Annotated in this window: 26 protein-coding genes and 1 tRNA gene; 19 read left to right on the forward strand and 8 right to left on the reverse strand. The window is 64.8% G+C overall.

The window, feature by feature from the left end; all coding sequences use genetic code 11:
• Window positions 1-75: 75 nt before the first annotated feature.
• From BKG60_RS13885 to BKG60_RS13905, 5 genes are all read left to right on the forward strand, one after another.
• On the forward strand, window positions 76-1,557 hold the full coding sequence (locus BKG60_RS13885) for a flavin-containing monooxygenase (RefSeq protein ID WP_075909698.1): 1,482 nt from the start codon (window positions 76-78) through the stop codon (window positions 1,555-1,557).
• Window positions 1,558-1,672: 115 nt separating this feature from the next.
• Window positions 1,673-3,130: a cytochrome P450 gene (locus tag BKG60_RS13890; protein ID WP_012394812.1), complete on the forward strand. Its 1,458-nt coding sequence runs from the start codon at window positions 1,673-1,675 to the stop codon at window positions 3,128-3,130.
• Entirely contained in the window at window positions 3,127-3,780 is a 654-nt protein-coding gene (locus BKG60_RS13895) for a transglutaminase-like domain-containing protein (RefSeq protein ID WP_012394811.1), read from the forward strand. Before BKG60_RS13890 ends, BKG60_RS13895 begins: the two co-directional genes overlap by 4 nt.
• A 14-nt stretch (window positions 3,781-3,794) precedes the next feature.
• Window positions 3,795-5,420 carry a fatty acid--CoA ligase gene (locus BKG60_RS13900; protein ID WP_016889183.1) on the forward strand — a complete coding sequence of 542 codons (1,626 nt, stop codon included), beginning with the start codon at window positions 3,795-3,797 and terminating at the stop codon, window positions 5,418-5,420.
• Window positions 5,421-5,486: 66 nt separating this feature from the next.
• Entirely contained in the window at window positions 5,487-6,608 is a 1,122-nt protein-coding gene (locus tag BKG60_RS13905; RefSeq protein ID WP_016889182.1) for an acyl-CoA dehydrogenase family protein, read from the forward strand.
• A gap of 136 nt (window positions 6,609-6,744) precedes the next feature.
• On the opposite strand, the gene BKG60_RS32485 is transcribed toward BKG60_RS13905, so the two are convergent.
• A complete protein-coding gene (locus tag BKG60_RS32485) occupies window positions 6,745-7,224 on the reverse strand; it encodes a transposase (protein WP_078321963.1) in 480 nt (159 codons plus the stop codon).
• A 356-nt stretch (window positions 7,225-7,580) separates the two neighbouring features.
• On the opposite strand from BKG60_RS32485, the gene BKG60_RS13920 reads away from it, so the two are divergent.
• Entirely contained in the window at window positions 7,581-8,117 is a 537-nt protein-coding gene (locus BKG60_RS13920; RefSeq protein ID WP_012394808.1) for an HD domain-containing protein, read from the forward strand.
• 10 nt (window positions 8,118-8,127) lie between these two features.
• On the opposite strand, the gene BKG60_RS13925 is transcribed toward BKG60_RS13920, so the two are convergent.
• Together BKG60_RS13925 and BKG60_RS13930 are read right to left on the reverse strand one after the other, a co-directional pair.
• Window positions 8,128-8,595: an NUDIX hydrolase gene (locus BKG60_RS13925; protein WP_012394807.1), complete on the reverse strand. Its 468-nt coding sequence runs from the start codon at window positions 8,593-8,595 to the stop codon at window positions 8,128-8,130.
• Window positions 8,596-8,600: 5 nt separating this feature from the next.
• Window positions 8,601-9,419, reverse strand: a complete 819-nt coding sequence (locus BKG60_RS13930) for a hypothetical protein (RefSeq protein WP_012394806.1) — start codon at window positions 9,417-9,419, stop codon at window positions 8,601-8,603.
• Between the two features lie 239 nt (window positions 9,420-9,658).
• Between BKG60_RS13930 and BKG60_RS13935 the strand changes: the two genes are divergently transcribed.
• The 4 genes from BKG60_RS13935 (at window position 9,659) to BKG60_RS13950 (ending at window position 14,861) form a co-directional block, all read left to right on the forward strand.
• On the forward strand, window positions 9,659-10,003 hold the full coding sequence (locus tag BKG60_RS13935) for an SCO3933 family regulatory protein (RefSeq protein WP_011893911.1): 345 nt from the start codon (window positions 9,659-9,661) through the stop codon (window positions 10,001-10,003).
• Between the two features lie 89 nt (window positions 10,004-10,092).
• On the forward strand, window positions 10,093-11,526 hold the full coding sequence (locus BKG60_RS13940; protein ID WP_012394805.1) for an FtsK/SpoIIIE domain-containing protein: 1,434 nt from the start codon (window positions 10,093-10,095) through the stop codon (window positions 11,524-11,526).
• Window positions 11,523-13,028, forward strand: a complete 1,506-nt coding sequence (locus BKG60_RS13945) for a replication initiator (RefSeq protein ID WP_012394804.1) — start codon at window positions 11,523-11,525, stop codon at window positions 13,026-13,028. The genes BKG60_RS13940 and BKG60_RS13945 overlap by 4 nt, the downstream gene beginning before the upstream one ends.
• Before the next feature lie 186 nt (window positions 13,029-13,214).
• Window positions 13,215-14,861, forward strand: coding sequence for a recombinase family protein (locus BKG60_RS13950; RefSeq protein WP_012394803.1), 1,647 nt, complete (start codon window positions 13,215-13,217; stop codon window positions 14,859-14,861).
• Here the strand turns inward: BKG60_RS13950 and BKG60_RS13955 are convergent.
• Window positions 14,843-14,928, reverse strand: a tRNA-Leu gene (locus BKG60_RS13955). The genes BKG60_RS13950 and BKG60_RS13955 overlap by 19 nt on opposite strands.
• 88 nt (window positions 14,929-15,016) lie before the next feature.
• Here BKG60_RS13955 and BKG60_RS13960 point away from each other — a divergent pair.
• Both BKG60_RS13960 and BKG60_RS13965 read left to right on the forward strand, forming a co-directional pair.
• A complete protein-coding gene (locus BKG60_RS13960; protein ID WP_070943303.1) occupies window positions 15,017-16,360 on the forward strand; it encodes a M20/M25/M40 family metallo-hydrolase in 1,344 nt (447 codons plus the stop codon).
• A 27-nt stretch (window positions 16,361-16,387) separates the two neighbouring features.
• A complete protein-coding gene (locus BKG60_RS13965; protein WP_070188690.1) occupies window positions 16,388-16,912 on the forward strand; it encodes a YbhB/YbcL family Raf kinase inhibitor-like protein in 525 nt (174 codons plus the stop codon).
• 20 nt (window positions 16,913-16,932) lie between these two features.
• Here BKG60_RS13965 and BKG60_RS13970 read toward each other — a convergent pair whose 3' ends face one another.
• The 3 genes from BKG60_RS13970 to BKG60_RS13980 are packed head-to-tail and all read right to left on the reverse strand — an operon-like array spanning window position 16,933 to window position 19,288.
• Window positions 16,933-17,994 (reverse strand): quinone-dependent dihydroorotate dehydrogenase, encoded by a 1,062-nt coding sequence (locus BKG60_RS13970; protein ID WP_207549525.1) that lies wholly within the window; start codon window positions 17,992-17,994, stop codon window positions 16,933-16,935.
• Complete coding sequence (locus BKG60_RS13975) at window positions 17,994-18,263, reverse strand: DUF5703 family protein (RefSeq protein WP_070943301.1); 270 nt, start codon at window positions 18,261-18,263, stop codon at window positions 17,994-17,996. Before BKG60_RS13975 ends, BKG60_RS13970 begins: the two co-directional genes overlap by 1 nt.
• Window positions 18,260-19,288, reverse strand: a complete 1,029-nt coding sequence (locus BKG60_RS13980; protein WP_083339154.1) for a YncE family protein — start codon at window positions 19,286-19,288, stop codon at window positions 18,260-18,262. Before BKG60_RS13980 ends, BKG60_RS13975 begins: the two co-directional genes overlap by 4 nt.
• Before the next feature lie 122 nt (window positions 19,289-19,410).
• Here BKG60_RS13980 and BKG60_RS13985 point away from each other — a divergent pair, with 122 nt between their 5' ends.
• The 5 genes from BKG60_RS13985 to BKG60_RS14005 are packed head-to-tail and all read left to right on the forward strand — an operon-like array spanning window position 19,411 to window position 22,719.
• On the forward strand, window positions 19,411-19,722 hold the full coding sequence (locus BKG60_RS13985) for a hypothetical protein (protein WP_070188693.1): 312 nt from the start codon (window positions 19,411-19,413) through the stop codon (window positions 19,720-19,722).
• Window positions 19,723-19,778: 56 nt separating this feature from the next.
• Window positions 19,779-20,609 carry an undecaprenyl-diphosphate phosphatase gene (locus BKG60_RS13990; protein ID WP_070188765.1) on the forward strand — a complete coding sequence of 277 codons (831 nt, stop codon included), beginning with the start codon at window positions 19,779-19,781 and terminating at the stop codon, window positions 20,607-20,609.
• A 13-nt stretch (window positions 20,610-20,622) separates the two neighbouring features.
• On the forward strand, window positions 20,623-21,294 hold the full coding sequence (locus BKG60_RS13995; RefSeq protein ID WP_070188694.1) for a histidine phosphatase family protein: 672 nt from the start codon (window positions 20,623-20,625) through the stop codon (window positions 21,292-21,294).
• A gap of 35 nt (window positions 21,295-21,329) precedes the next feature.
• Window positions 21,330-21,917 carry a DUF3090 domain-containing protein gene (locus BKG60_RS14000; protein WP_070188695.1) on the forward strand — a complete coding sequence of 196 codons (588 nt, stop codon included), beginning with the start codon at window positions 21,330-21,332 and terminating at the stop codon, window positions 21,915-21,917.
• Window positions 21,901-22,719, forward strand: coding sequence for an SCO1664 family protein (locus BKG60_RS14005; protein WP_070943300.1), 819 nt, complete (start codon window positions 21,901-21,903; stop codon window positions 22,717-22,719). The genes BKG60_RS14000 and BKG60_RS14005 overlap by 17 nt, the downstream gene beginning before the upstream one ends.
• Here BKG60_RS14005 and BKG60_RS14010 read toward each other — a convergent pair.
• Window positions 22,716-23,123, reverse strand: coding sequence for a DUF2628 domain-containing protein (locus BKG60_RS14010; protein ID WP_070943299.1), 408 nt, complete (start codon window positions 23,121-23,123; stop codon window positions 22,716-22,718). The two genes, BKG60_RS14005 and BKG60_RS14010, sit on opposite strands and share 4 nt — an antisense overlap.
• 92 nt (window positions 23,124-23,215) lie before the next feature.
• Between BKG60_RS14010 and BKG60_RS14015 the strand changes: the two genes are divergently transcribed.
• Together BKG60_RS14015 and mshC are read left to right on the forward strand one after the other, a co-directional pair.
• On the forward strand, window positions 23,216-23,977 hold the full coding sequence (locus BKG60_RS14015) for a 3'(2'),5'-bisphosphate nucleotidase CysQ (RefSeq protein WP_070943298.1): 762 nt from the start codon (window positions 23,216-23,218) through the stop codon (window positions 23,975-23,977).
• Between the two features lie 100 nt (window positions 23,978-24,077).
• Entirely contained in the window at window positions 24,078-25,316 is a 1,239-nt protein-coding gene (gene mshC / locus BKG60_RS14020; RefSeq protein WP_070943297.1) for a cysteine--1-D-myo-inosityl 2-amino-2-deoxy-alpha-D-glucopyranoside ligase, read from the forward strand.

The following is a 25,316-nucleotide window of genomic DNA, read 5'->3' on the forward strand; positions in this document are numbered from 1 at the left end:
GCACCGCGGCGGCCTTCTCCTCCGGGCTGTAACGACGCGCCGTGGGCTTCCCGGCACACTGTTCCTTCGGCATACCTGCATCCTCGTTTCCAAGGTCAGGAGCCTCCGGGATTTCCAGGGCGATTCAGATTCACCAACTTCACCATGGTGGAAAAGGCTGCAGACATCGGCGGCGTCTGGCGCGACAACACCTATCCAGGAGCGGCTTGCGACGTGCCGTCAGCGTTGTACTCACTCTCGGACAAGCCCAACACTCGTTGGTCGAGACGTTATGCAGAACAGCCCGAGATACTCCAATATCTTCGCCGACTCGTCCTGGCCGACGGAATGGACCTGCATTTGCGCACGCGGACCGAAGTCGTCGAGATGACCTTCGATGAACAGGCCGGCCGTTGGCGTTTGGTGACCGGATCCAGCGAGACGATCTGGTGCGATGTCGTGATTTCGGCCGTGGGGCAGCTCTCGCGACCTCATACGCCGAATATTGCCGGCGAAGACACCTTCGAGGGGCCGCGTTTTCATTCGGCGCGTTGGGACCATTCGGTATCGCTGCGCGGCAAGGAAGTAGCCGTCATCGGGACAGGCGCAAGCGCGATACAGTTTGTGCCACGGATCGCACACGAGGCACAGCGCGTAACGCTGTATCAGCGCACGGCGCCTTGGATTTTGCCGAAGTGGGACAGCAGGTACGGACGTCTTCACCAACAGCTGATTAAGGTTCTGCCGCTGTGGCTGCGTCTTGAGCGTTTCGCGGTATGGCTGATTTTTGAAGTGCTCGCAGTGACGTTGGTCGACGCGAAGCCCTTGTCACGCATTCTCGGCGCGGTCGCCCGCTACCACCTCCATCGGCAGGTTGCCGATCCAATGCTGCGCCGGCAACTCACGCCATCAGATGCGCCGGGGTGCAAGCGGGTGTTGTTCTCGAATGATTACTACCCCGCGATTGCCAACGGTGAAGTCTCGTTGGTGACCAACGCGGTTGCGAAGCTTTGCGACAAGGGAGTCGTGACCGACGATGGCGTACTCCATCGCGCGGATGTCGTCATTTACGGAACAGGTTTCCGCGCTACCGACTTCCTCGCCCCGATGCGTGTTCGCGGCTGGGGCGGAGTGACTCTGGACGAGGTGTGGGGGACGCAGGCGCACGCATACCTGGGCATTACAGTCCCGATGTTCCCGAATCTCTTTCTCCTCTATGGCCCGAACACGAATGTCGGTTCCGGGTCGATCATTTACATGATCGAGTCTCAGGTCCGCTATGTCGGTGCCCTCATCAAGATTTTGGCGAGTGACCCAGGGCGTACGGTCGACGTCAGGCCAGACATCGAGCAAAGCTACAACACACGATTGAGCCGGCGGCTGCGAAGGTCGGTGTGGGCGCTTTGCGCGAGCTGGTACACGACCTCGAGTGGCGCGATCCCGACGAACTGGCCTGGGCCTACATTTGCCTACCGGATCCTCACCCGCAAACCACGCAGTCACGATTATCTATTCAGGCACGTTGAACGCCTTCAGTTAGACGGCCCGAGTGAGAACCGCGCGAGGCTGCGCAGATGATCCGGGTCGCAGGCGGTGTCTAACATTTCACTGTTAACTGTTCGAATATTGACATTCAGCACATCTATGTAAACTATTACCAGATACCCGTGCAGCAGAGCGCCCAGGAGGCATCGTGGCTAATCAGCTTCTCGCAATCACGCGTCACCCCAAGGAGCGGTTGACGTCTGTCCTGTTGGCGCCCGCCCCCCGCGTCGTCGATGACAAATGGCGACAGTGGAGTCGGGACTGGAGAGTCCGGGAACTTGCGCCGGCCCCCGCCGGATCTGGGCTGAGAGCCGTCCTAGGGGACGCTGGACTCCCGTTGCTGGGGCACACTGTCGACTACATCCGATTTGGTTCAGAATTCAGTCGGGAGCGTTACGAACGTTTGGGCTCGGTGTCGTGGATGGGCGCATTCGGTACCAAAATGGTGGTCATCGCCGGTCCAGACGCAACGCGTGAGGCGTTCACAAGCGAAGCCAAGGCCTTTTCTCAAGATGGCTGGTCCTTCCTGATCGATGCTTTCTTCCATCGCGGGTTGATGCTCATGAGCTTCGACGAACATTTGATGCACCGGCGCATCATGCAGGAGGCGTTCACGCGTCCTCGCCTGACCGGATATGTCGGGCAGGTGGCCCCGTGCGTTCGCGCAGCCGTGCCCGCGTGGCCGACCGGTCCGTCGGTCCGGATCTACCCGTTGTTGAAGAATCTCACCCTCGATATTGCCACGGATGTCTTCATGGGTGGCCGCGGCAAGGACGAGAGCGCTGCTGTCAACGAGGCGTTCGTGTCCACTGTTCGCGCGGCGAGTTCCTTTGTGCGAGTTCCACTCCCGGGCACCAGGTTCCGCGCCGGCGTGCATGGGCGGCGCGTGTTGGAGGACTACTTCTCCCGACACCTGCCGGCCGCGCGTGCAGGCGAGACCGACGATCTATTCGCCGCCCTCTGCCAGGCGACCACAGAAGACGGTGAACGGTTCTCCGACGAGGATGTGATCAACCACATGATCTTTCTCATGATGGCCGCCCATGACACCTCCACGATCACCACCACTGCTGTCACCTACTTCCTCGCTAAACATCCTGAGTGGCAGGAGAAGGCAGCGGCGGAGGCGCGGTCCTTCGGTCACGATTCGCCAGATATCGACGAACTGGAGCGGATGACGGTCCTCGATCTGATCCTCAAAGAAGCTCTGCGTCTGCTGGCGCCCGTTCCGCTGGTGATGCGCAAGACCGTCCGCGATGTCGCCATCGACGGCTATCACATCCCCCGTGAAACCTTGTGCGCAATCACACCCGCCGTAAATCACTTCGACCGCAGAATATGGAGCGACCCGGACCGTTTCGATCCGTCGCGCTTCGATGAGCCCCGGCGCGAGGACCAACAGCACCGATTCGCCTGGGTGCCGTTCGGCGGGGGGGCGCACAAATGCATTGGGATGCAGTTCGGCACACTCGAGGTGAAGGCAATCCTGCACCAGATGTTGCGTACCTACACTTGGACGGTCCCAAACGACTATCACGTGCGTTGGGACAACACCTCGCTGCCCATTCCCGTGGACGGACTGCCTGTGACGTTGCGGCACCGATGAGCGGTGAGAACTCGCCTTACCTGGAGCCCACGGAGTTCCTCGATTGGCAACATGAATCGGTACGCGACTTCGTTGCATCGGCGACCCGCGGCGCGGTCGACGACACCACGAAGGCCATAGCCATCTTCACTGCGGTCCGCGACTCGATTTGGTATGACCCCTACACCGTGACCGATGACCCGCATGCGTATCGCGCCAGCACCATCGCAACTGCAGACCGCGCTTACTGCGTCCCGAAGGCGGTGCTCTTGACGGCGGCCTGCCGAGCAGCAGGCATCCCAGCGCGGCTGGGGTTCGCCGATGTCCGAAACCACCTTCAGACCGAGACATTGCGTGAGCGGATGGGCGGTACCGACGTCTTCGTCTACCACGGATACAGCCTCATGCATCTCTGCGGTGTCTGGGTCAAGGCAACTCCGGCGTTCAATCGCGAGCTATGCGCACGGTTCGGCGTCCCGCCAATTGATTTCGACGGGCGCACAGACGCCCTGCTGCACGGGTTCGCCGGTGACGGCACACAACACATGGAATATCTGAGGGATCGAGGCGCCTTCGACGATCTACCGCTGGCAGAGATCCTGCAAGCGCTCAGAACCCACTACGGGACGCTCATAGGCGATGCGAGTCGCCATCCAGACCTGTTCGCCTGAAGGGCCGATGCGTAATGCACAGCACGATGCAAGACGTCCAGCTCACAATCTCGGCAATTGTCCGCCATGCCGCCTCCATTCACGGAAACAGCGAGGTGATCACCCCCGACGGAATTGGATACCGAAGTATGTCCTACCGTAGCGTCCTGGGGCGAGCGGGCCGACTTGCCAATGCGTTGCGCGGGCTCGGAATAACGGCAGATCAACGGGTGGCCACTTTTCAGTGGAGTAACCAAGAACATCTCGAGGCCTACTGCGCGGTTCCCTCCATGGGCGCGGTGCTGCACACCCTCAACATTCGTTTGGCTCCAGAGCAACTCGCGTACATCGCCAACCATGCCAGCGATCAGATCATCCTGGTGGATGCGTCGGTTGCGCCATTGTTGGCTAGTGCGCTACCAGCGATGGAGTCGGTGCATACGGTCATCGCCACCGGGGGCGGCGACCTCGCTCCGCTGCAGCGATGCGGGAAGACGGTGTTGCGTTACGAGGAGATCCTGGCGCAGCAACCGGAGACTTTCGATTGGCCCGAGATCGATGAGCGTTCCGCCGCGGCCATGTGCTACACCAGCGGGACTACTGGAAATCCCAAAGGTGTTGTCTACAGCCACCGTTCGACCTACCTACATGCACTGACCGCCTGCACGTCGAACGCCCTGGCAGTGAGCGAGGCCGACCGTATCCTGGCCATTGTCCCGATGTTTCACGCCAATGCGTGGGGACTGATCTACGCGGCGTTGATGTCTGGTGCGGACTTGGTATTACCCGATCGCCATCTGCAAGCCGCGCCGCTGGTGTCGATCATCGAAGAGACTCAGCCGACTATCGCCGGTGCAGTGCCGACGATCTGGAACGATGTCGATCGATACCTGGAATCGAATCCCGCCCGGGACATCTCCTCACTTCGGCTGGTTGCCTGCGGGGGATCGGCAGTCCCCGTCTCGCTGATGCGGGCATTCGAAGACAAGTACAACGTGCCTATCGTGCAGGCATGGGGCATGACCGAAACCTCGCCGCTGGCTACCGTCGCACGCGCAGCGCACGGAGTAGGCGAGACCCGTGCGTGGGAGATGCGCGAAAGCCAGGGTCGGCCGATGTGCGGTGTCGAGATCCGGTTGCGTGACGACCACAAGAAGACAGTGCCGTGGGACGGTCGATCAGCGGGTGAAATACAGGCGCGAGGCCCGTGGATCACCGGCGCCTACTTCGGCGACGATGATCCGGACAAGTTCGACGGAGGGTGGCTGCGCACCGGCGACGTCGGCCGGATCGACCCGGACGGGTATCTCACGCTGACCGATCGTGCGAAGGACGTCATCAAGTCAGGTGGAGAATGGATCTCCTCAGTCGAGCTGGAAAACACGCTGATTGGTCACCCGGCGATCTACGAGGCTGCGGTGGTGGCAGTTCCCGACGACAAATGGCAGGAAAGACCGCTCGCCCTGGTCGTGGTTCACCGTGGAGCCGAGGTCGACATCGACCGACTGCGCGCGTTTCTGTTGGACAAGGTCGCCAAGTGGTGGATCCCGGAGCGGTGGAGCTTCGTGTCTGAGATTCCCCGAACAAGCGTCGGGAAATACGACAAGAAGGCCATACGCGCGCGTCACTCCGCCGGCGAGTATCAGATCGAAACGTCCTAAGAAATCAAACCCATTGATATTGAACAGCCGAGAGGGAATCCTGTGACAGCATCAATTTCTCCCTGGATGAGCGCCGAATTGCTCGAGCTTCGTGACCTTGCCGCGAAGTTCTTCTCGACCGAATTGGCCCCACATGCGCAACGTTTCGCAGACCAGCACCAAGTTGACCGAGAATTGTGGCACAAAGCCGGCGAACTAGGCCTGCTCTGCATGTCCATACCCGAAGAATACGGCGGGGGAGGCGGCACATTCGCGCACGAAGCCGTCGTACTCGAAGAGCAAGCCCGAGTCGGGGACAGCTCATGGGGCGCAGGGCTGCACAGCGGAATCGTCGCGCACTACATCCTCCAGTATGCGGCCGAAGAACTACGGAGGCAGTGGCTGCCCAAGATGGCCTCAGGCGAAATGATCGGTGCTATCGCCATGACGGAGCCAGGGACCGGTTCTGATCTGCAGAGTGTCAAGACCAAAGCAATTCTTGACGGTGACGAGTACGTGATCACCGGCGCAAAGACCTTCATCACCAACGGTCAGCAAGCCGACCTGATCATCGTCGTCGCCAAGACAGATCCAAGTCAGGGCGCCGCCGGCATCTCGCTGATCGTCGCCGAAGCCGATCGACCCGGATTCCGGCGCGGCAAGGTCCTCGACAAAATCGGCCAACGCGGACAAGACACCTCCGAGTTGTTCTTCGACGACGTAAGAGTGCCCCGCTCGCACCTCCTGGGCGAGACCGAGGGTCAGGGTTTCATTCAGCTGATGACGCAGCTACCTCAAGAGCGGCTCATCGTCGCGGTTGGGGCGGTCGCGGCGATGGAACTTGCCGTGGAGCAGACACTCAAATACACCCGTGAGCGGGAAGCGTTCGGACGGCCCGTCTTCGGCTTCCAGAACACGAAATTCATCTTGGCCGAAGCTGCAACCGAAACGCGCATCGCACGAGTATTTTTGGACTACTGCATCGACCTACACCTCGCGGGCCAACTCGACGTCCAGACCGTCGCCATGGCGAAATGGTGGACCACTGAGCGAGCGATGAAGGTGCTCGATGACTGTTTGCAGCTCCACGGCGGATATGGGTACATGACCGAGTACCCCATCTCGAGATTGTGGGTGGACCAGCGCGTGCAGAAAATCTACGCCGGCACAAATGAGGTGATGAAGGAAATCATCTCGCGTTCCCTATGACCCTGAACGATTAGCCACCTGCACATTACTCACCTGGGAGGATTGATGGCATCTACAGAGGTGCCATATCGCCACGAAATGGGTGGACATTGCGGATCGGGTGCCCTTCGGGAGTTGATACCAGATGCTCCTATCTTCAGGCAATGAGTTCTTCAGGCAATGAGTTCGTTGGTTCTTCTGCTGGGTTGGCGGAGGGCGTGGTAGATCTCGCGGGCGATGTACGCTTGATGCAGCGCATGATCTCGTTCTTGGTTTTGCCTTCGGCCAGGCGGTGAACGAAGTAGTCGCGGGTGGGCTGGTGACGGCGCATGCGCACCACCAGGATGACGTGCAGGGCACGGTTGGCGTCGCGATTGCCTCCCCAATTGAGCCGGTGGCGGATCGTTTTGCCGCTGGAGGCTTCCAGTGGGCTGACCCCGCAGAGTTTGGCGAAAGCGGCGTCGCTGCCGATCCGAGCGGGGTTGTCGCCGAGGGCGGTCAGCAGCGTGGCAGCGGTGTCGGGCCCGACGCTGTAGCTCGGGTGCGGCGGTGGCGGTGATGGTGTCGACGTGGCGTTCGAGTCGGGCGGCTGCGGTGTCGAGCTGGTGGCAACGTGCCGCCATCGACTTGATAGCAGTAAAGAAAGTTCTCACATCGCAGGCCAGCGGCGGTCAGGCGGGCGTTGGTCGCGCCTGCTGCCCGCGGCGTCTCGATGCGGCGAGGAGCGAGGACAGTCCTGGCTTGTCGTGGTGCCAGGATGCCGTGGCCGTTGAGATGTACAGCGCTCGTCGTCGTGTGCAAGCTTGTGTGGCGGCGGACGGAGGGCGAAGCGTAGCGAGCGGCGCGGACGGGAGCGCCAGCGGACGGGAGCAGAGGGAGTGTAGCGAAGCCCGCAGGTAGCCGCCGGTTCCTCGCGGGCTATGGCGGCCCGGGCTCCGCTGAGCATCAGTTGCGGGTCTGCGCCATGGCGATGGGACTCGTAGGATGGCGGTTGTGAGCGGGATGCTGGCGCAGCGTGCACGGCGAGAGGCCGAGACGCGACTGGTGGGGCAGCTGCGGCGGTTGGCGCATGTGCGGGGTGTCGCGACGACTGCCGAGCGGCTGAGTCGGCGGTTCGATGCCCAGACAGCGGACTCTTTGGTGGCAGCGGCGTGGCTGCACGATATCGGCTACGCACCGTCGTTGCGCCGGACCGGGTTTCATCCGCTCGATGGCGCAGAGTTTGCCCGGGCGGCGGGTTTTCGGGAGCTGGTCGCCTCCCTGGTGGCGTTCCATACTGGGGCGCACGCGGAAGCTGCCGAGCGCGGCTTGTCAGGTTTAGCGGCGTTCAGCGATCCGCCCAGCGATGTTCTGGATGTGTTGACCTTTTGCGATCTGACGACCGGGCCGGACGGGGCGCCGGTATCACCGCGAGATCGATTGATCGAGGTGTTGGGCCGCTATGGACCCGAGGACCCGGTGCACCGCGCGGTCGACGCGGGGCGCGACGAACTGTTGGCGGCGGTCCGACGGGTACGCGATTGGCTGTAAACCCAGCCGGTTAGCCGAGGTAGGGGCTGTCGCGGTGTTGCAGGTAGTGCTCGATGCGCAGTCGCATCGACGGGTGCATGTCCAGATTGGGGATGTCGTCGGGATCGGTCCAGGCGATGTCGGTGCTTTCGTGATCGATGGCCAGGGTACCGCCGAGAACCTTGGTGGTGAAGGACAGAGAGAACTGTTGGCGGACTTCGCCATCGGTGAACGCGACGACATGCTGCGGGTTGGTGTAGACACCGACAAGGCCGGTGACTTCAATGTCGAGCCCGGTTTCCTCTTTGACTTCCCGGACGGCGGTGTCGGCAATCGTTTCGCCGATGTCGTGTCCGCCGCCGGGTAGCGCCCACAGGGTGTTGTCGCGGCGTTTGATCAGCAGGATACGACCCTGTTCGTCGGTGACGATGGCCGAGGCTGACGGAACGACGCTGTTGGGCAGCGGGGCGTTGGGGTCGTTGTAGTAGTCGGTTCGCATAGGGTTCAGCCTTTCGCGCTGAGCGGTCTGGCGCGATCCCAGACCTGGGTGAAAGCGTCTTCGAGGGTGGCCCAGAGCCGTGGTTCGTGGTGGCGCGACAGCACAAGCACGGGGTTGTTGCGCCCGGGTGAGCCGTAGATGTGGAAGTTGACGATCATGGCGTCGTCGACCCGGAAGATCGACGTGTAGAGCGTGGTGTCGTGGGTGCGGATATCCAGCCCCGGGGTATCGGCATGCGGGGCGAGCAACTCCACGGACGTGCGGCAGCGGGCGATGACGGCCTCGCCGATGCCTTCCTCCTTGCCGCGCAGGATCGTGGTGGCAGTGTCAGGATCCCCGACGAGAAACCGCACCGCCACACCGCGGGCGGCGGCGTCGAGCAGAATGTCGAGGAAGCCGTCGAGGGTGTCAAACAGGAACGTGGCCGCCAGGACGAGGATGTCGATGCCGGTGGTGGCGTCGCCGAAATGCTGCTGCCACGTCGTGATCGGCAGCTGGGTGCGGCTGGCATACAGCGTCGCGGTGAACGGACCACCCAGCGACGTCGTCGCCAGCGCGCTCGCGGTAGGGGCAGGATACTGGTTGGGCCACAGGTTGTGCGGTGTGCAGCCAAGCAGCTTAGCGGCGCGGCGGGCGTTGTCCTCGCGGACGTTGTAGTCGATGTTGGCCAGCCAGCGGCGCACCGTCTTGATATCCACGCCCACCGCAGTGGCGAACCTCTGTGGGGAGAGTCCCTTGGCGTGCAGCCGTTGGGTGAGGCGATCGTTGGGGATCGTGGCGGCCTCGGCGTCGCCGTCCTGATCGCCCGTCGTCTCAGCGCACATCTTTCCGTGTCATCCCTGTCCATCCTCAGCGCGTGGTTCCTAGTTTGCCATGCGACTGCCGCCGCCCCGCGGCGGTGATGCCCGTCCGATGCCCACGGGCATGTCCCTGTCGTGTCCGAAATGTCTGCGGCAGTGTCGGCAATGCCTGCCAACGTCCCTCGCTACGTCCGCGATGTCCACGTGAACTGAGCCCAGCGCCGCAACGGGCGCAAACAGATCACGAAAGGAACAGCGGGACAATGCGTTTAAGAATCGACACATCAGGCACACGGTTCATCGTCACCCGAGCGGCCGAGCCGCGGCTGAACTTCGAGACCGGCAGCCCAAAAGTGGACACCGCCACCGGCGTGCCACTGTATGCCGCGCAGCTGTTGGCGTTGGATGACACCGGTGGTGAAGTGCTCAACGTCACCGTCGCCGGGGATCCGAAAGTGACAGTCACCCAACCTGTTTCAGTCGCGGGTCTGGTTGCTATCCCTTGGGCTCAAGGTGATCGCAGCGGCGTGGCGTTCCGTGCCGACGCCATCACCCCCACCAACCCCGCGGCTGCGCCGAGCGATCAAGCGTCCCGCGCGCAGAAATAACCCCATTTGCTGGGGCGCGGCGCTCGTGGGTGTCGCGCCCCAGCACGTGAGCTGCTATCGACCATTCACTCACCAGAGGGACGCCTGTCATGGCATCAAACTACAAAAACAGCAAGAACTCTCAATCCAACGACGACGACTGGATCACCGACCTCATCCTCTCACTGTTCAAAGCGGCCGGGTATCTGCTGTGGTGGGCGGTCCTGTTCCCGGCCATCAGCATCCCGATCATCGCCAGCGTGGCGATGGCCATTACCCATGGCTCACGCGCGGGTCTGATCATCGGTATTGCTTTCGCTGCCGCGTATGCGGGCTGGGCGTGGCTGGACCCGCGATCGTTTCACGGATGGGTCACCGAGCCGGTGCGGCGGCGCTGGTTGACCTGGTCGCGCTACACCCGCACCTGGCAATCGGTGTGCACCCTGCACGGCCTGACCGCCACACTTGGCGAACGCACCTTGGTGCCGACCTTGCAGTCGGTGCGCATCGGCAAGACGACCGACGTCCTGGCGCTGCGAGTGGTCACCGGCCACTCCCTGGCTGATTGGCACAAGCAATCCGAGGCGCTAGCCGCCGCCTGGCGTGCCGACCGGATCGCCATCCGCGCGACCGCGCCCGGAGAGCTACGCATCACCCTGATGCGCGGCGACGTGCTGGCCGACCCGATTGCCCTGCCCATGCCCACGACGGCGACTGCGGTGGATGTGGGGTCGGTGCGGGTCGGGATCACCGAAACCCGCCACTGGTGGCACCTACCTCTGCTTGGCCACCACCTGCTCGTGGCTGGCGCGACCGGCGCGGGGAAAGGTTCAGTGTTGTGGTCACTGATCGCTGGCCTCGCCCCCGCCGTGAAAACCGGACAAGTGCGGCTCTGCGTCATCGACCCGAAAGGCGGCATGGAACTGGGCGCCGGAGCACCCATGTTCACGGTGTTCACCCACGACGCCACTGGCACCACCCTGTACCTGCTGCGGCAACTAGTGGAGGTGATGCACGCCCGCGCCAATCGGTTACGGGGCAAGACGCGCATGCACACCCCGACTCCGACTGAGCCGTTATTCGTGGTGGTGATCGATGAGATCGCCGCGCTGACTGCGTATGTGACCGACCGCAAGGTGCGCAGCGAAATTGAACAGCTGTTGGGCCTGCTGCTCTCCCAAGGCCGGGCCGTCGGCATTTCGGTGGTGGCAGCGGTGCAAGATCCGGCCAAAGACACCCTGCCGGTGCGGCAGCTGTTTACCGTGCGAATCGGGTTGCGGTTGACCGAAGCCACCCAAACCACCATGGTTTTGGGCCAGGGCGCCCGCGACGCGGGGGCCGACTGCGATCACATCCCCGACACCACTCCCGGTGTGGGCTACATGATGATCGATGGCACGGCCCAACCGGTGCGGGTACGGGCATTTCACGTCGCCGACCACGACATCGCCACTCTGGCAGCACGATTCCGGCCACCTCGTGCCGCGACCCGAACCAACCAGTCCAACAGCGGGCGCACCGACACCGCCCGGGGTCAACGGTGACTACTGCAACGACAGCCCCCACGCTGGTGTTGCCCGGGGTTCCCGGCTCGATCGACACCAATGCGGTGGTGGATCAGATGGTGCGCCGCGCGTCCTCGACGGGGTTCGAATCGTGGTGGCGGCGCGCGGAATCTGTTGGCTTCTGCGCCCACCCCATCCAACTCAGAGGTACCGACGAGATAGGCCGCGATCGGGTGGTGTGGACACGGTGCAACAACCGCCGCGCACAGGTATGCCCATCGTGCTCAGACCTGTACGCCCGCGACACGTGGCAGCTCGTGCACGCTGGCACCGCCGGCGGCCACCATAACATCCCCGCAGCAGTGGCCGATCGTCCGCAGGTGTTCGTCACCCTCACCGCACCTAGCTACGGGCCTGTTCACGCCGCCGCGCGTGCAGGCGACAAGAAGCAGCGTGTGTGTCGCGACCACCACCACACTGGCGGCTACCGCCGATGCCCGCATGGAAAACCACTGTGGTGCAGCACAACCCACGGCGAAGGTGATATCTATGCGGGACAGCCGATCTGCGCGGACTGCTACGACTACACCGGGCATGTCCTGTTCACATGGCACCTGCCCGAACTGTGGCGACGCTTCACCATCACCCTGCGACGCACACTGCGCCGAGAGCTACGTGCTTCGGGCGCCGACCCGGATGCGGTGCAGGTCAGCTTCATCAAAGTCGTCGAACTGCAAGCCCGGCTCATCCCGCACATTCATGCCCTGATCCGCCTCGACCCGCCCGACAGCGATGACTCTGGCGGTCATGACTGGCATGCGCCCCTTGCGGCAACCGAACTGGCCACCATCATCCAACAGGCCGTTCGAACCGTGGCCGTGACGGTCACCGACTCATCCTCAAATACAGCGACACGGGTGATCAGGTTCGGCACACAAGTCGACACCCAACCCATCGACAACCGGCACGCCGGCACGGACGGCTCTGCTGTGCAGGAGGATTCACCACACGGCGGGGTTCTTCCAGGCCGCCGCGTAGCTCGCTACCTCGCGAAATACGTCACCAAATCCTTAGCTGACGTCGGGATCAGCGCGCGACGCATCTCCACCGAGGCCATCGCTGACCTCGATGTCTGCGACCACGTTCGGGCGATCCTGACCGCCATCAGCCAACTCGCCGATAAGGGACTGGCCGGTGTCGGTCGGTGGCTGCACACCCTGGGCTACCGGGGCCACATCACCAGCAAATCCCGCCGCTATTCCACCACGATGACCGCGCTGCGCGAACGTCGCGCGGCCTGGACCCGTGAACAACGTTTAAAAAGCACTGCGCACCAACATGATCTCGGCCTCGACTCCACCGATGGCGATGATCTGGTGGCATGGGAATTCGATCGTGCCGGCCCCACCAGCCTCGGCGACCGGACCCTCATCTACTCCGCGGCCGTCCAACACATCCACACCCGCCGCATCGGACTGATCGAAGTCCGTGGCCAAGCCCGCAATCAACAATGGGATCCGCCAGGGGGAAGCGATGGCTGACAGGTCCCGAGCAGCACGTGCTCGCTCCGGGTGTGACGCTCGTCCCGATGCGCCGACGGTGTCAGAGGGGGGTGTTGAAATTGTTGTGCCCAACCAATATCGACTTCCGTCCGAGGCCAACCGCGCGCTGGTACACGTGATAATGGCTGTGCGGGACCGGATGCTTGGATCAGGGAGGGGAGTGGCGTGAGCCTGAGGTTCGCCTTCTATGGCCGAGTGAGCACGGAGGACGCTCAAGACCCGGAGGCGAGCCGCAGCTGGCAGAAGCGGCGTGCCATGGACCTGATCACTCCGCACGGCGGATTCATCGCCGCCGACTACTTCGATGTGGGACAGAGCCGTTCACTGCCGTGGAAGCGCAGGCCAGAGGCGTCACGTCTGCTTGCTGATGTCGCTTGTCGGGACCGTAGCTTTGATGCCGTAGTGATTGGGGAACCCGCCCGTGCGTTCTACGGGCCGCAGTTCGCGCTCACCTTCCCTGTCCTCACGCACTACGGAGTTGGCCTGTGGGTACCCGAGGTCGGCGGAGCGGTCGATCCCGGCTCCGAGGCACACGACCTGGTGATGACTCTGTTCGGCGGCATGAGCAAGGGAGAGCGCGCTCGAATCCAGATGCGCGTCCGTACGGCGATGTCAGCACTCGCGCACGACACCGCCAGATATCTCGGTGGTCGACCACCCTACGGTTACCGGCTCGTCGATGCCGGCCCGCATCCAAACCCTGCCAAGGCCAATCTTGGGCAGCGGCTTCACCGCCTCGAACCCGACCCCGCGACATCTTCGGTCGTCGAGCGGATCTACCGCATGTACGCCGACGGAGCGGGCCTGCGCTATATCGCGCAACGGCTCACCGACGATGGTGTACCGTCACCGAGCCAGTACGACCCGGCACGGAATCGGCATCGTGACCCACGAGGATGGTCCCATTCGGCGATCCGCGCGATACTCGACAACCCGGCGTACCGCGGTATCCGTGTTTGGGGCAAGCAGGAGAAATACGAGGTTCTGGTCAACCCCGATGATGTCGCTGCGGGGTATGAGACTCGTATGCGGTGGCGTGATGAGGCCGACTGGATCGCACCAGAACGCCGCACGCATGAAGCGCTGATCCGTGACGAACTAGCGCAGGCTGTTCGTCTTCGGATGCAGGCGCGGCGGGGTCCCGGTCTTGTTTGCAGCAGAGAGTCAACAGTGCCATATGCACTGCGTGGGCTGCTGTTCTGTGCCGCATGTGGACGGCGGATGCAGGGCGCTGCCCGCGCCGGGAAGCGAACAACACGCATCCTCTACCGTTGTGAGCTCGGTAAGTCGCGTTCGGTACCCGCGGACCTGAGTGATCACCCGCGCACCGTCTACCTCCGTGAAGATGAGGTGACTGCGCGACTTGACGAATGGATCGCCACCCTGGCCGATCCGGCCGACTTGGCACGCGGGCAAGACGCGGACCCGGTAGCAGGGGCTGGCTACGCGGCCTTGCGGCGCCAGCTCAGCGAGGCGAATGCGAAGGTTGCTGCTCTGGTTACCGCCGTGGAGTCTGGTGTGGCCGTTGAGGATTTGACTGTTGCATTGCGCCGCCGCACCGCCGAGCGCGACGAGCTGAAGGTCCGTCTTGAGCAAGCGGAGCGACCTCGCGTCATGACTGCCGCACAAATCAGCGAGTTGGTTGAGGAATTGGGCGGGCTGTCAGCAGTGCTTGGTGAGGCAACCGGGGCGGAACGCGCTCAGGTATACGCAAGCCTGGGCCTGCGCCTCGACTACGACCCGCATCTTCAGCGAGTCACGGCGACTGCCGACTTAAGTCGTGTCGCCGGACGTGTCCGAGGGGGGACTTGAACCCCCACGCCCGTTAATAGGGCACTAGCACCTCAAGCTAGCGCGTCTGCCATTCCGCCACTCGGACCTGCCAGCCTCGCGGGCTGGGCGCCTAAGGTTATCGGATTGGGTGCCCAAGACCCAAACCGGTGCCCCGGAGTGAATCGGTGGTACCAATGGACTCTGTGACGGTCCCCGCCTCCAGCGCGGACGAGGTAGTCGATCTCGTCAGTGCGCTCATCCGATTCGACACCTCCAACACAGGTGACCCGGCAACCACCAAGGGTGAGGCCGAGTGCGCCCACTGGGTGGCCGAGCAGCTGCAGGAGGTCGGCTACCAGACCGAGTATGTCGAGGCCGGTGCGCCCGGCCGGGGCAATGTGTTCGCCCGGTTGCCCGGCGCCGACCCCGGCCGCGGCGCGCTGATGATCCACGGTCACCTCGACGTCGTGCCGGCCGAGCCCGCCGATTGGAGCGTGCACCCGTTCTCCGGTGCGGTCAAGGACGGCTATGTGTGGGGCCGCGGCGCGGTCGACATGAAGGACATGGTCGGCATGGCCATCGCGGTGGCCCGGCACTTCAAGCGTTCGGGCATCGTTCCGCCGCGTGAGTTGGTGTTCGCGTTCGTCTCCGACGAGGAGCACGGTGGTACCTACGGCGCGAACTGGTTGGTGGACAACCGCCCCGATCTGTTCGAGGGCGTCACCGAGGCGATCGGTGAGGTGGGCGGGTTCTCGCTGACCGTGCCCCGCAAGGACGGCGGCGAGCGACGGCTCTACCTGATCGAAACCGCGGAAAAGGGACTCTCCTGGATGCGGCTGACCGCACGCGGCCGGGCCGGGCACGGGTCGATGGTGCACGACGACAACGCCGTCACCGCCATCGCCGGTGCGGTGGACCGGCTGGGCCGGCATCAGTTCCCGCTGGTACTCAACCCGGCCGTGGAGCAGTTCCTCACCGCGGTGGCCGAGGAGACCGGCTACGACTTCGACGTGAACTCGCCGGATTTGGACGGCACCATCGCCAAACTCGGTGGTGTGGCCCGGATCGTCTCGGCCACACTCCGTGACACCGCCAACCCCACCATGCTCAAGGCCGGCTACAAGGCCAACGTCATCCCCGCCTCGGCGGAAGCCGTGATCGACTGCCGGGTGCTGCCTGGTCGCAAGGAGGCCTTCGAGCGCGAGGTCGACTCGTTGATCGGCCCCGATGTCACCCGCAGCTGGGAACGGGACCTGCCGTCGTACGAGACCACGTTCGACGGTGACCTGGTCGACGCGATGAACGCGGCGATCCTGGCGCTGGACCCCGAGGCCCGCACGGTGCCCTACATGCTCTCGGGCGGCACGGATGCGAAGTCCTTCCAGCGGTTGGGGATTCGCTGCTTCGGATTCGCGCCGCTGCGCCTGCCGCCCGATCTGGATTTCGCGGCCCTGTTCCACGGCGTCGATGAGCGGGTACCCGTGGACGCACTGCAGTTCGGGGCCGGCGTTCTGGAACACTTTTTGCGGAACTGCTGACCGCACGACTCACGACGAGAGGGAACCATGAGCACATCTCCGTACGACAGCCTGCCGAAGCTACCGACGTTCACCCTGACCTCCGAATCTGTCACCGACGGGCAGCCGCTGGCCAATGATCAGGTCAGCGGGATCATGGGGGCCGGTGGTTCGGATACCTCGCCGCAGCTGAGCTGGTCCGGTTTTCCGGCCGAAACCAAGAGTTTCGCGGTGACGGTGTACGACCCGGACGCCCCGACGGCCTCGGGTTTCTGGCACTGGGCGGTAGCCGATCTGCCTGCCTCGGTGACCGAGTTGCCCGCCGGCGCCGGTGATGGTGGCGACCTGCCCGGCGGCGCGGTCACGCTGGCCAACGACGCCGGCCTCAAGCGCTACATCGGTGCCGCCCCGCCGGCCGGTCACGGCCCGCACCGCTACTACATCGCCGTGCACGCGCTGCCGGTGGAGTCACTGGAACTGCCCGAGGGGGCCACCCCGGCCTACCTGGGCTTCAACCTCTTCGGGCAGGCCATCGCCCGCGCCGTCATCCACGGCACCTACGAGCAGAACTAGTCCCGAGGGCGCGGTGGAGGTCAGCGGGCAGCTGATCCCACCGCGTCGCTCAGCGATGCGAAGCCGCCGGCGTGCAACCGCTCGGCGATGCCGTCGTGGATCTGTTTGGCCCACAACCCGCCGCCGTAGATGAATCCGGTGTAGCCCTGCAACAGGGTGGCCCCGGAGGTGATCCGTTCCCACGCGTCGTCGGCGGTTTCGATGCCACCGGCGCTGATCAGTACGAGCTTGTCGCCCACCCGCGAGTACAGCTGCCGTAGCACCTGCAGGGATCGGTGTGCCACCGGGCGCCCCGAGATTCCGCCGGTGCCCAGGTCGGCGACACCGGGTGTGGCCAGGCCCTCCCGGGACACGGTGGTGTTGGTGGCGACGATCCCCGCCAGCCCCAATTCGACTGCCAGGTCGGCGATTTCGTCGATATCGGCATCGGAGAGATCGGGGGCGATCTTGACCAGGACGGGCTTGTCGGTCTCGGCCTTGACCGCGGCCAGGATCGGCCGCAGCGACTCTACGGCCTGTAGATCCCGCAGTCCGGGGGTGTTGGGTGAGCTGACGTTGACCACGACATAGGCGGCCAGCGCGCTGACCAGCCGGGTGCTCTCGGCGTAGTCGGCCACCGCGTCGGAGGGCGGGGTCAGCTTGGTCTTGCCGATGTTCACCCCGATCGGGACATCGGGGGTGTGCTGGGCCAGCCGGATGGCCAGGGCGCCGGCGCCCTCGTTGTTGAATCCCATCCGGTTCAGCAGCGCATGGTCTTCGGGCAGCCGGAACAACCGGGGCTCGGGGTTGCCCGGTTGAGGTTGCGCGGTGACGGTGCCGACCTCGGCATACCCGAAGCCCAGGGCACCCCACGCCTCCAGCCCGCGGCCATCCTTGTCGAATCCTGCGGCCAGGCCCATCGGTCCGGGGAACCGGACGCCGAACACCGTGCTGGCCAGTACCGGATCGCTGGGCGCCAAGCGCCGCGCCAGTGCGCGGCGCAGGATCGCGGGGCCGGTGACCGCACGCAGGACGGCGAAGACCCACAGGTGAATCCGTTCCGGCGGGACCAGAAAGAACGCCCGCCGCAAGGTCGCGTAGATCACAGCGCAGGCGCCTGGGGCGTGCCCGGCATGGATGACGCGGTTTTCTTGCGGCGCAACAGCACCCGTCGGCTCCCATCTGTGTATGCCCGCACCCGGGTCAGTTCCCAGCCGCGGTACTCGGCCTCGATCGACAAGCGGATCGAGGCGCTGATCCTGGTGACATCCGGCGGTAGCCGCAGCGGTATCCAGTCGTATTCCTCGGACAGATCCTCTGCGACGACTTTGTCCCATCCGGGAGGCATGCGGCCCTGCTGGATGGTGGTCATCGGCGACCCGATGCGGTGCGGATCACCTGCACACCGGCTCCCGAGCCGGACACCACGTACAGGGTGTCCGTCTTGTCGTCGTAGGCCAGGGAGTTCGGTTGCTGCACGGTTCGATAACGCACCTTTTCCACCGGTATGCCGGTGGAGAGATCGTAACCAATCACGGTGTTGGCCGCGGTCTGCGACACCCAGGCCAACTGGGCGGATCCGGCCAGGCCGTAGGGGGCGGCGGGCACCGGGTAGCGCTGCCGCATGATCAGCGGATCGGCGCCGAACACGAGTAGCTCGTCGCCGCGGGTGTCGGCGACCAGGACGCGTCCGCGCGCATCGGCGGCCATGGTGGTGGCGCCTTCGCCGGCCCGCAAGGCCTGGGCGGCTTTCGTGCCGCCGGCGTTGACGGCCGTCACCGAAGTTTGTCCGCGATCCAGAACTACGGCGGTATTTCCTTGTGTGACAAGTGAATCCACCCGGGCGAAGATCTTTAGCCGGGCAGCCACGGTGTGGTCGCCGGCCAGGGTGTAGACGGCTCCGTCGGCGGTGCCGAGCACCGGATTGCCGTCGGCGCGCAGCGCGATCGCGGTGAAATCCACGCCCTGGGCGCCGTCCACATCGATCTTTGCGGGCTTGGCCGAGGCCACGTCGACCCGGAAGTATCCGCCTCGTGTGGACGCCAGGACGTTGCCCTTGCCGTCGACGCTGAGCGCCGTGGCCGCGGGCAGCAACGTCACGTTGCGCCGCTGTTGCCTCCCGGACAACAGGCTCAGGGTCGACTGACCTTCGGCCCCCGGGGTCAGGACGACGAGCGTTCCGGTTGCTGGGTCGAACACGGCGCCCGCGGCGTGCCCGCTCAATTCCCGGATCTCGCCGTCCGGGGCGGCCGCGACCGGCGGTGAAACTGCGGCCTGAGCGGGCTCGATGGTGGGCGGTGGAGCGTCGGCGGGGTTGGACGTGCAGCCCGCGGTGAGCAGCAGGGCCAGCGCAAAAAGGCCGGCGCGAACTGGCTGACCTGCAGGGATTGGGCGCAACGGATGGCTCTCGATCGGAAACGGATATCGGTGACGTGCAGGTATCCAGTTTAGGCATGGCCGTCGGTCGGAAATGGTCGCGTCTGCAACCAATGCGGCATAAGTCGAGGTATGGTTCGACCATGACCCTCGCCGCAGACCGGGAACTCGACAACCGAGAGTTTGCTATGGAGGATATTTCCACTGGTGTACACGCTAGTGGGTTTGGCCAAGTTGGCGATGGCCGGAGTTTTTCGTTCCACATCGAGCGTCAGCAGCTGATGATCGAGATCTACCGCCCGCGGCTGTCCGGGCCGGTCCCGATCGACGACGATGTCGTTGCCGTGGCCACCCGCAAACTGACCGATATCGACCTGACTGATGAACGCAGTCTGTCGGCAACGGTGCGCGACGCAGTCGCCGACGCGCAGCCGGTTTCGCGCGCCGGTCGCTGAGGCATACCTGAAGCACTTGCCACGGTACGGTCGTCGTCGTGACTGACGTCGGTGCCATGTCCTGGCTGCAAGTTGTCGTGTTGTCGATTGTCCAGGGGCTCACCGAGTTTCTGCCGGTCTCGTCCTCTGGGCACCTGGCGATCACCTCGCGGGTGTTCTTCGACGACGACGCGGGTGCCTCGTTCACCGCGGTCACGCAGTTGGGAACCGAGCTCGCGGTCCTGATGTACTTCGCCAGGGACATCGGGCGCATCATCAAGGCCTGGTTCACCGGTCTGACCAACGCGGCGCACCGGTCGGCCGACTACTGGCTGGGCTGGTGGGTGATCATCGGCAGCATCCCGATCGGTGTGTTCGGCCTGTTGTTCAAAGACGAAATCCGTACCGGCGCACGCAATCTGTGGTTGGTTGCCACGGCGCTCATCGTGTTCTCGGCGGTGATCGCCGTGGCCGAGTACTACGGCAGGCAGGTTCGTCGCGTCGAACAGCTGACCTGGCGTGACAGCATCATCGTCGGCCTGGCCCAGTGTCTGGCCCTGGTGCCTGGCGTGTCCCGATCGGGAGCGACCATCAGTGCCGGCCTGTTTCTGGGGATGGAACGCGAGCTGGCCGCCCGGTTCGGTTTTCTGCTGGCGATCCCCGCGGTCTTCGCCTCGGGCATTTTTTCGCTGCCCGATGCGTTCCACCCGGTCGGGGAGGGGATGAGCGCCAGCGGCGCCCAGCTCCTGGTGGCTACCGTGATCGCGTTCGTCGTCGGCTTCGCGGCCATCGCCTGGTTCCTGAAATTCCTGGTGTCGCACAGCATGTACTGGTTTGTCGGCTACCGGGTGGTGTTGGGCGCGGTGGTGCTGGCGCTGCTGGGGACCGGGGTGGTCGCCGCACAATGACGGAGGAGTCGAAATGACGGTGATTCTGCTGCGACATGGCCGTTCGACGTCGAACACGGCGCATACCCTCGCGGGTCGCAGCCAAGGCGTCGACCTCGACGAGCGCGGCGTCGAGCAGGCGGCCGGCGTGGTCGCGCGGATCGGGGAACTCCCGGTGACCGCGATCGTGCATTCGCCGCTGCTGCGCTGCGAGCGCACGGTGGCACCGCTGGCCCAGGCGCTCGCACTGCAGCCGATCGTCGACGACAGGCTCACCGAGGTGGACTACGGCAGCTGGACCGGTCGGGCGATCGGCGAGCTGGTCAAGGAGCCGCTGTGGGCGGTCGTGCAGCAGCAGCCCAGCGCGGCGGTGTTCCCCGACGGCGAGGGGCTCGCGCAAGTGCAGGCTCGCGCGGTTGCCGCGGTGCGGGAACGGGACCGAGCGCTGGCTCAGCAGCATGGCGCCGACGTTTTGTGGGTCGCCTGCACGCACGGCGACGTGATCAAGGCGGTGCTGGCCGATGCCCTCGGCGTGCACTTGGACGGGTTCCAGCGCATCACCGCGGACCCGGCGTCGATGAGCGTGATCCGCTACACCGAGCTGCGTCCTTTCGTGATGCACATCAACCACACGGGCACCCAGTTGAGCGCCGGGCTGGCGGCCAAACCCGCCACCGACGCGGTGGTGGGTGGGTCCACCAACTGACCAGTGAGACCGCTACCGGTATTTTGGAAGGTGTCATGGCCCGCGCAATTCATGTATTCCGCACTCCCGACCGTTTCGTCGCCGGGACAGTCGGCCAACCCGGCAACCGAACGTTTTACCTGCAGGCTGTCCACGACAAACGGGTGATCTCGGTCATCCTGGAAAAGCAGCAGGTGGCCGTGTTGGCCGAGCGGATCGCTGCCCTGTTGACCGAGATCAATCGCCGCTTCGGCACACCGATCCCGCCGGATACCGGCGAGGTGAGTGATCTGCTGCCGCTGGTCACCCCGGTCGACGCCGAGTTCCGCGTCGGGACGATGGGGCTGGGCTGGGATTCGGAAGCGCAGACGGTCGTGGTCGAGCTACTCGCGGTGTCCGAGGGGGAGTTCGACGCCTCGGTGGTGCTCGACGATGCCGAGGACGGCCCCGACGCGGTGCGGGTGTTCCTCACCCCGGAGTCGGCACGGGAGTTCGCCACCCGGTCCAACCGGGTCATCTCGGCCGGACGTCCACCCTGCCCGCTGTGTGATGAGCCGCTGGACCCCGATGGTCACATCTGCGTGCGTACCAACGGCTATCGGCGCGGTGAGGTGGCCGGGTCCGAAGATGACGCAGATTCCTGACGGCGACGACGGCGCGGTACTGGCCGACGGCGAACTGACGGTGATCGGCCGGATCCGGTCGGCCAGCAACGCCACGTTCCTGTGCGAGGCGACTTCCGGTGAGAATCAGGTGCACTGTGTGTACAAGCCGATCCGGGGCGAGGCGCCGCTGTGGGACTTTCCCGACGGCACCTTGGCCGGCCGTGAGTTGAGTGCATACCTGATCTCGGCCGCCTTGGGCTGGGATATCGTGCCCCGCACGATTATTCGGGATGGCCCAGCCGGTCCGGGGATGCTGCAGCTGTGGGTGGATCAGCCCGGGGACCAGGTGGGCGACGAGCCCGACGCCGGTCCCGATCTGGTGGACCTGCTTCCGGCCGGACACCTCCCGCCGGGTTTCCTGCCGATCCTGCAGGCTTACGACTACGCCGGCGACGAGGTGACACTGGTGCACGCCGACGACCCCCGGTTGTTCCGCATGGCGGTGTTCGATGTGCTGATCAACAACGCCGACCGCAAAGGTGGACACATCCTGGCCGGGCTCGACGGGGCTGTCTACGGGGTGGACCACGGAGTGAGCCTGCATGCCGAGGACAAGCTGCGGACCGTGTTGTGGGGCTGGGCGGGCAAGCCCGTCGACGATGAAACTCTGGCCGATGTCGCCGCACTGCGCGCCGGTTTCGCCGGTCTGGCAGAGCAGTTGTGCGGTCACGTCACCGACGTGGAGATCGCCGCGTTGCGGTCCAGAATCGTTGGGCTACTGCACAATCCGGTGATGCCGACACCCGATCGGCATCGGCCGATCCCGTGGCCGGCCTTCTAGCGGGCCCAGCCGAACCCTTCGAACGGATTCCACGACTGGCTACCGCGCACCGCGTGCAGGTAGTAGGCGTAGTTCGCCGTCGACATCGCCAGCGCGCCGATGGCTATTCCGACGGACCGCCCGATCGTGTCGCTGACATCGAGGACCGTCAGCACCACTCCCGCGGTGATCGCGATTCCCAACAGTGTCAAACCCTTGCGCCACATACCCTTTACGAAGAAATAGAGCGGGCCGAACAGGAACGCCAGGATGTTGGAGGTGAGCCGCAGCTTGGCCATGAAGCTGAGATTGCGGTACGCGGCCTTGGCCTCGGGTGAGGCGCTGGGCAGGCCGTAGGCGTTGAAGAAATCGAACTTCCAGCGCCACGAGTCGGACAGGTTGTCGACAGGGGTCTGCTCGGTCATGGATCTCCTCTGTAGCGGCGGCGGGACCTGACAATACCGGCGCAACCGGCCCCGCCAACGCACCAATTCGGTGCGCCGACGATACTTGGTCGATGCACGCGACCGACGCCGACCTGGCTGCCGCAGTGGCCAAGGAGGCCGGCGAGCTGTTGCTGGCAGTCCGCGAACAAGTCGGTTTCTACGATCCCTATTACCTCGGCGACGAGGGCGACCGCCGCTCGAACGCGCTGATCCTGGACCGCCTCGCCCAGGCTCGCCCCGGTGATTCCGTGCTCAGCGAGGAGGCGGTCGACGACCTGTCCCGCGTCGATGCCGACCGGGTCTGGATCGTCGACCCCGTGGACGGCACGTACGAGTTCTCTCTGCCCGGCCGTGAGGACTGGGCAGTGCACATCGCCCTGTGGCAGCGTTCGGTGAGCGCCGATGGCGGCCTCTCGGATGCGGTGGTGGCCCTGCCCGCCCGCGGCGAGGTGTACCGCAGCGACACGGTCACGCCACCCGGGCCGCGCCGGCCCGGCCCCTTGCTGATCACCGCGAGTTCGAACCGACCTCCGGCAGTGCTGTGGCGGATGCGTGAGCAGCTGGACTTCCGGATGGTGCGCATCGGCTCGGCCGGGGCCAAGGCGATGGCCGTGGTGCGCGGTGACGTCGACGCCTACATTCACGCGGGCGGTCAGTGGGAGTGGGATTCGGCCGCGCCCGCGGGGGTGGTGCTCGCCGCGGGCCTGCACGCGTCCCGGTTGGACGGCTCGGAGTTGCGCTATAACCGCGCCGACCCGTACCTGCCGGACTTCCTCATGTGTCGCAAAGAGCTGGCGCCGATCCTGCTGGAGGCGATCGGGGTGGCTCGATGATGCGGGAATGGAATCCAGGGCGGTGTTGTCTGACTTGGGAGAACTGTGTGGGACCGACCGGCGGGAGGCCGTCCTGAGCGAGCACCTTAGAGTCGAGGCCATGCGATCGTGGTCGGCACCGTCAGTCCCGGTGCTGGAGGGGAGTGGTCCGCAGCTGCGGCTGTACGACAGCGCCGACAGGCAGGTACGCCCGGTGACCCCCGGGTCGACGGCCACGATGTACGTGTGTGGCATCACGCCGTACGACGCCACCCATCTCGGTCACGCCGCGACGTATCTGACTTTCGATCTGGTACATCGGCTCTGGCTGGACGCGGGGCACACGGTGCACTACGTGCAGAACGTCACCGATGTGGACGATCCGCTGTTCGAACGGGCCGACCGCGACGGGATCGACTGGCGTGACCTCGGCGACCGGGAAACCCAGCTCTTCCGCGACGACATGGCCGCCCTGCGCGTGCTGCCGCCGCAGGACTACGTGGCCGCCACCGACGCGATCTCCGAAGTGGTCGAGCTGGTGGAGAAGATGCTGGCCTCCGGCGCGGCCTACGTGGTCGACGACCCTGAGTATCCCGACGTGTACTACCGCGCCGACGCCACCGTCCAGTTCGGTTATGAGTCGGGCTATGACCGCGCGACCATGCTGCGGCTGTTCGGCGAGCGTGGTGGTGACCCGGACCGCGCCGGTAAGGGCGACGAACTCGATGCGCTGTTGTGGCGGGCGCAACGGCCGGGTGAGCCCAGTTGGCCCTCGCCGTTCGGCGCAGGCCGGCCCGGTTGGCACGTCGAGTGCTCGGCCATCGCGCTGACCCGTATCGGCTCGGGCCTGGACATCCAGGGCGGCGGCAGCGACTTGATCTTCCCGCACCACGAGTTCTCCGCCGCGCACGCCGAATCGGTCACCGGGGAGCGGCGTTTCGCCCGCCACTACGTGCACGCGGGCATGATCGGCTGGGACGGTCACAAGATGAGCAAGAGCCGCGGCAACCTGGTGCTGGTGTCGCGCCTGCGCGCCGACGGTGTCGATCCGTCGGCAGTGCGGCTGGGGCTGTTCGCCGGGCACTATCGCAGTGACCGGTTCTGGAGCGACGAAGTTCTCGCCGAGGCCGACGCCCGGCTCAAACGTTGGCGTGCCGCCGCCGCGTTGCCGGCCGGGCCGGATGCCACCGACGTGGTGGCCCGGGTGCGTCAGTACCTGGCCGACGATCTCGATACACCGAAAGTGCTTGCCGCACTGGATGGTTGGTGTAGCGACGCGCTGGCCTACGGTGGTCATGACACCGCCGCGCCGCGACTGGTGGCCGATACCGTGGACGCGCTGCTGGGCGTCGAACTCTAG

This window comes from Mycobacterium syngnathidarum, assembly GCF_001942625.1.
Classification (GTDB): domain Bacteria; phylum Actinomycetota; class Actinomycetes; order Mycobacteriales; family Mycobacteriaceae; genus Mycobacterium; species Mycobacterium syngnathidarum.

Excerpts from the sequence above, each read along its gene's own strand:
- BKG60_RS13975 (WP_070943301.1), bottom strand. The coding sequence starts at position 18,263 with ATGACCACCATCCAGCAGGGCCGCATGCCTCCCGGATGGGACAAAGTC.
- BKG60_RS13960 (WP_070943303.1), top strand. The coding sequence starts at position 15,017 with ATGGACTCTGTGACGGTCCCCGCCTCCAGCGCGGACGAGGTAGTCGAT.
- BKG60_RS13995 (WP_070188694.1), top strand. The coding sequence starts at position 20,623 with ATGACGGTGATTCTGCTGCGACATGGCCGTTCGACGTCGAACACGGCG.
- BKG60_RS13940 (WP_012394805.1), top strand. The coding sequence starts at position 10,093 with ATGGCATCAAACTACAAAAACAGCAAGAACTCTCAATCCAACGACGAC.
- BKG60_RS13895 (WP_012394811.1), top strand. The coding sequence starts at position 3,127 with ATGAGCGGTGAGAACTCGCCTTACCTGGAGCCCACGGAGTTCCTCGAT.
- BKG60_RS14000 (WP_070188695.1), top strand. The coding sequence starts at position 21,330 with ATGGCCCGCGCAATTCATGTATTCCGCACTCCCGACCGTTTCGTCGCC.
- BKG60_RS14010 (WP_070943299.1), bottom strand. The coding sequence starts at position 23,123 with ATGACCGAGCAGACCCCTGTCGACAACCTGTCCGACTCGTGGCGCTGG.
- BKG60_RS14015 (WP_070943298.1), top strand. The coding sequence starts at position 23,216 with ATGCACGCGACCGACGCCGACCTGGCTGCCGCAGTGGCCAAGGAGGCC.
- BKG60_RS13930 (WP_012394806.1), bottom strand. The coding sequence starts at position 9,419 with ATGTGCGCTGAGACGACGGGCGATCAGGACGGCGACGCCGAGGCCGCC.
- BKG60_RS13925 (WP_012394807.1), bottom strand. The coding sequence starts at position 8,595 with ATGCGAACCGACTACTACAACGACCCCAACGCCCCGCTGCCCAACAGC.
- mshC (WP_070943297.1), top strand. The coding sequence starts at position 24,078 with ATGCGATCGTGGTCGGCACCGTCAGTCCCGGTGCTGGAGGGGAGTGGT.
- BKG60_RS13990 (WP_070188765.1), top strand. The coding sequence starts at position 19,779 with ATGTCCTGGCTGCAAGTTGTCGTGTTGTCGATTGTCCAGGGGCTCACC.
- BKG60_RS14005 (WP_070943300.1), top strand. The coding sequence starts at position 21,901 with ATGACGCAGATTCCTGACGGCGACGACGGCGCGGTACTGGCCGACGGC.
- BKG60_RS13905 (WP_016889182.1), top strand. The coding sequence starts at position 5,487 with ATGAGCGCCGAATTGCTCGAGCTTCGTGACCTTGCCGCGAAGTTCTTC.
- BKG60_RS13985 (WP_070188693.1), top strand. The coding sequence starts at position 19,411 with ATGACCCTCGCCGCAGACCGGGAACTCGACAACCGAGAGTTTGCTATG.
- BKG60_RS13965 (WP_070188690.1), top strand. The coding sequence starts at position 16,388 with ATGAGCACATCTCCGTACGACAGCCTGCCGAAGCTACCGACGTTCACC.
- BKG60_RS13900 (WP_016889183.1), top strand. The coding sequence starts at position 3,795 with ATGCACAGCACGATGCAAGACGTCCAGCTCACAATCTCGGCAATTGTC.
- BKG60_RS13935 (WP_011893911.1), top strand. The coding sequence starts at position 9,659 with ATGCGTTTAAGAATCGACACATCAGGCACACGGTTCATCGTCACCCGA.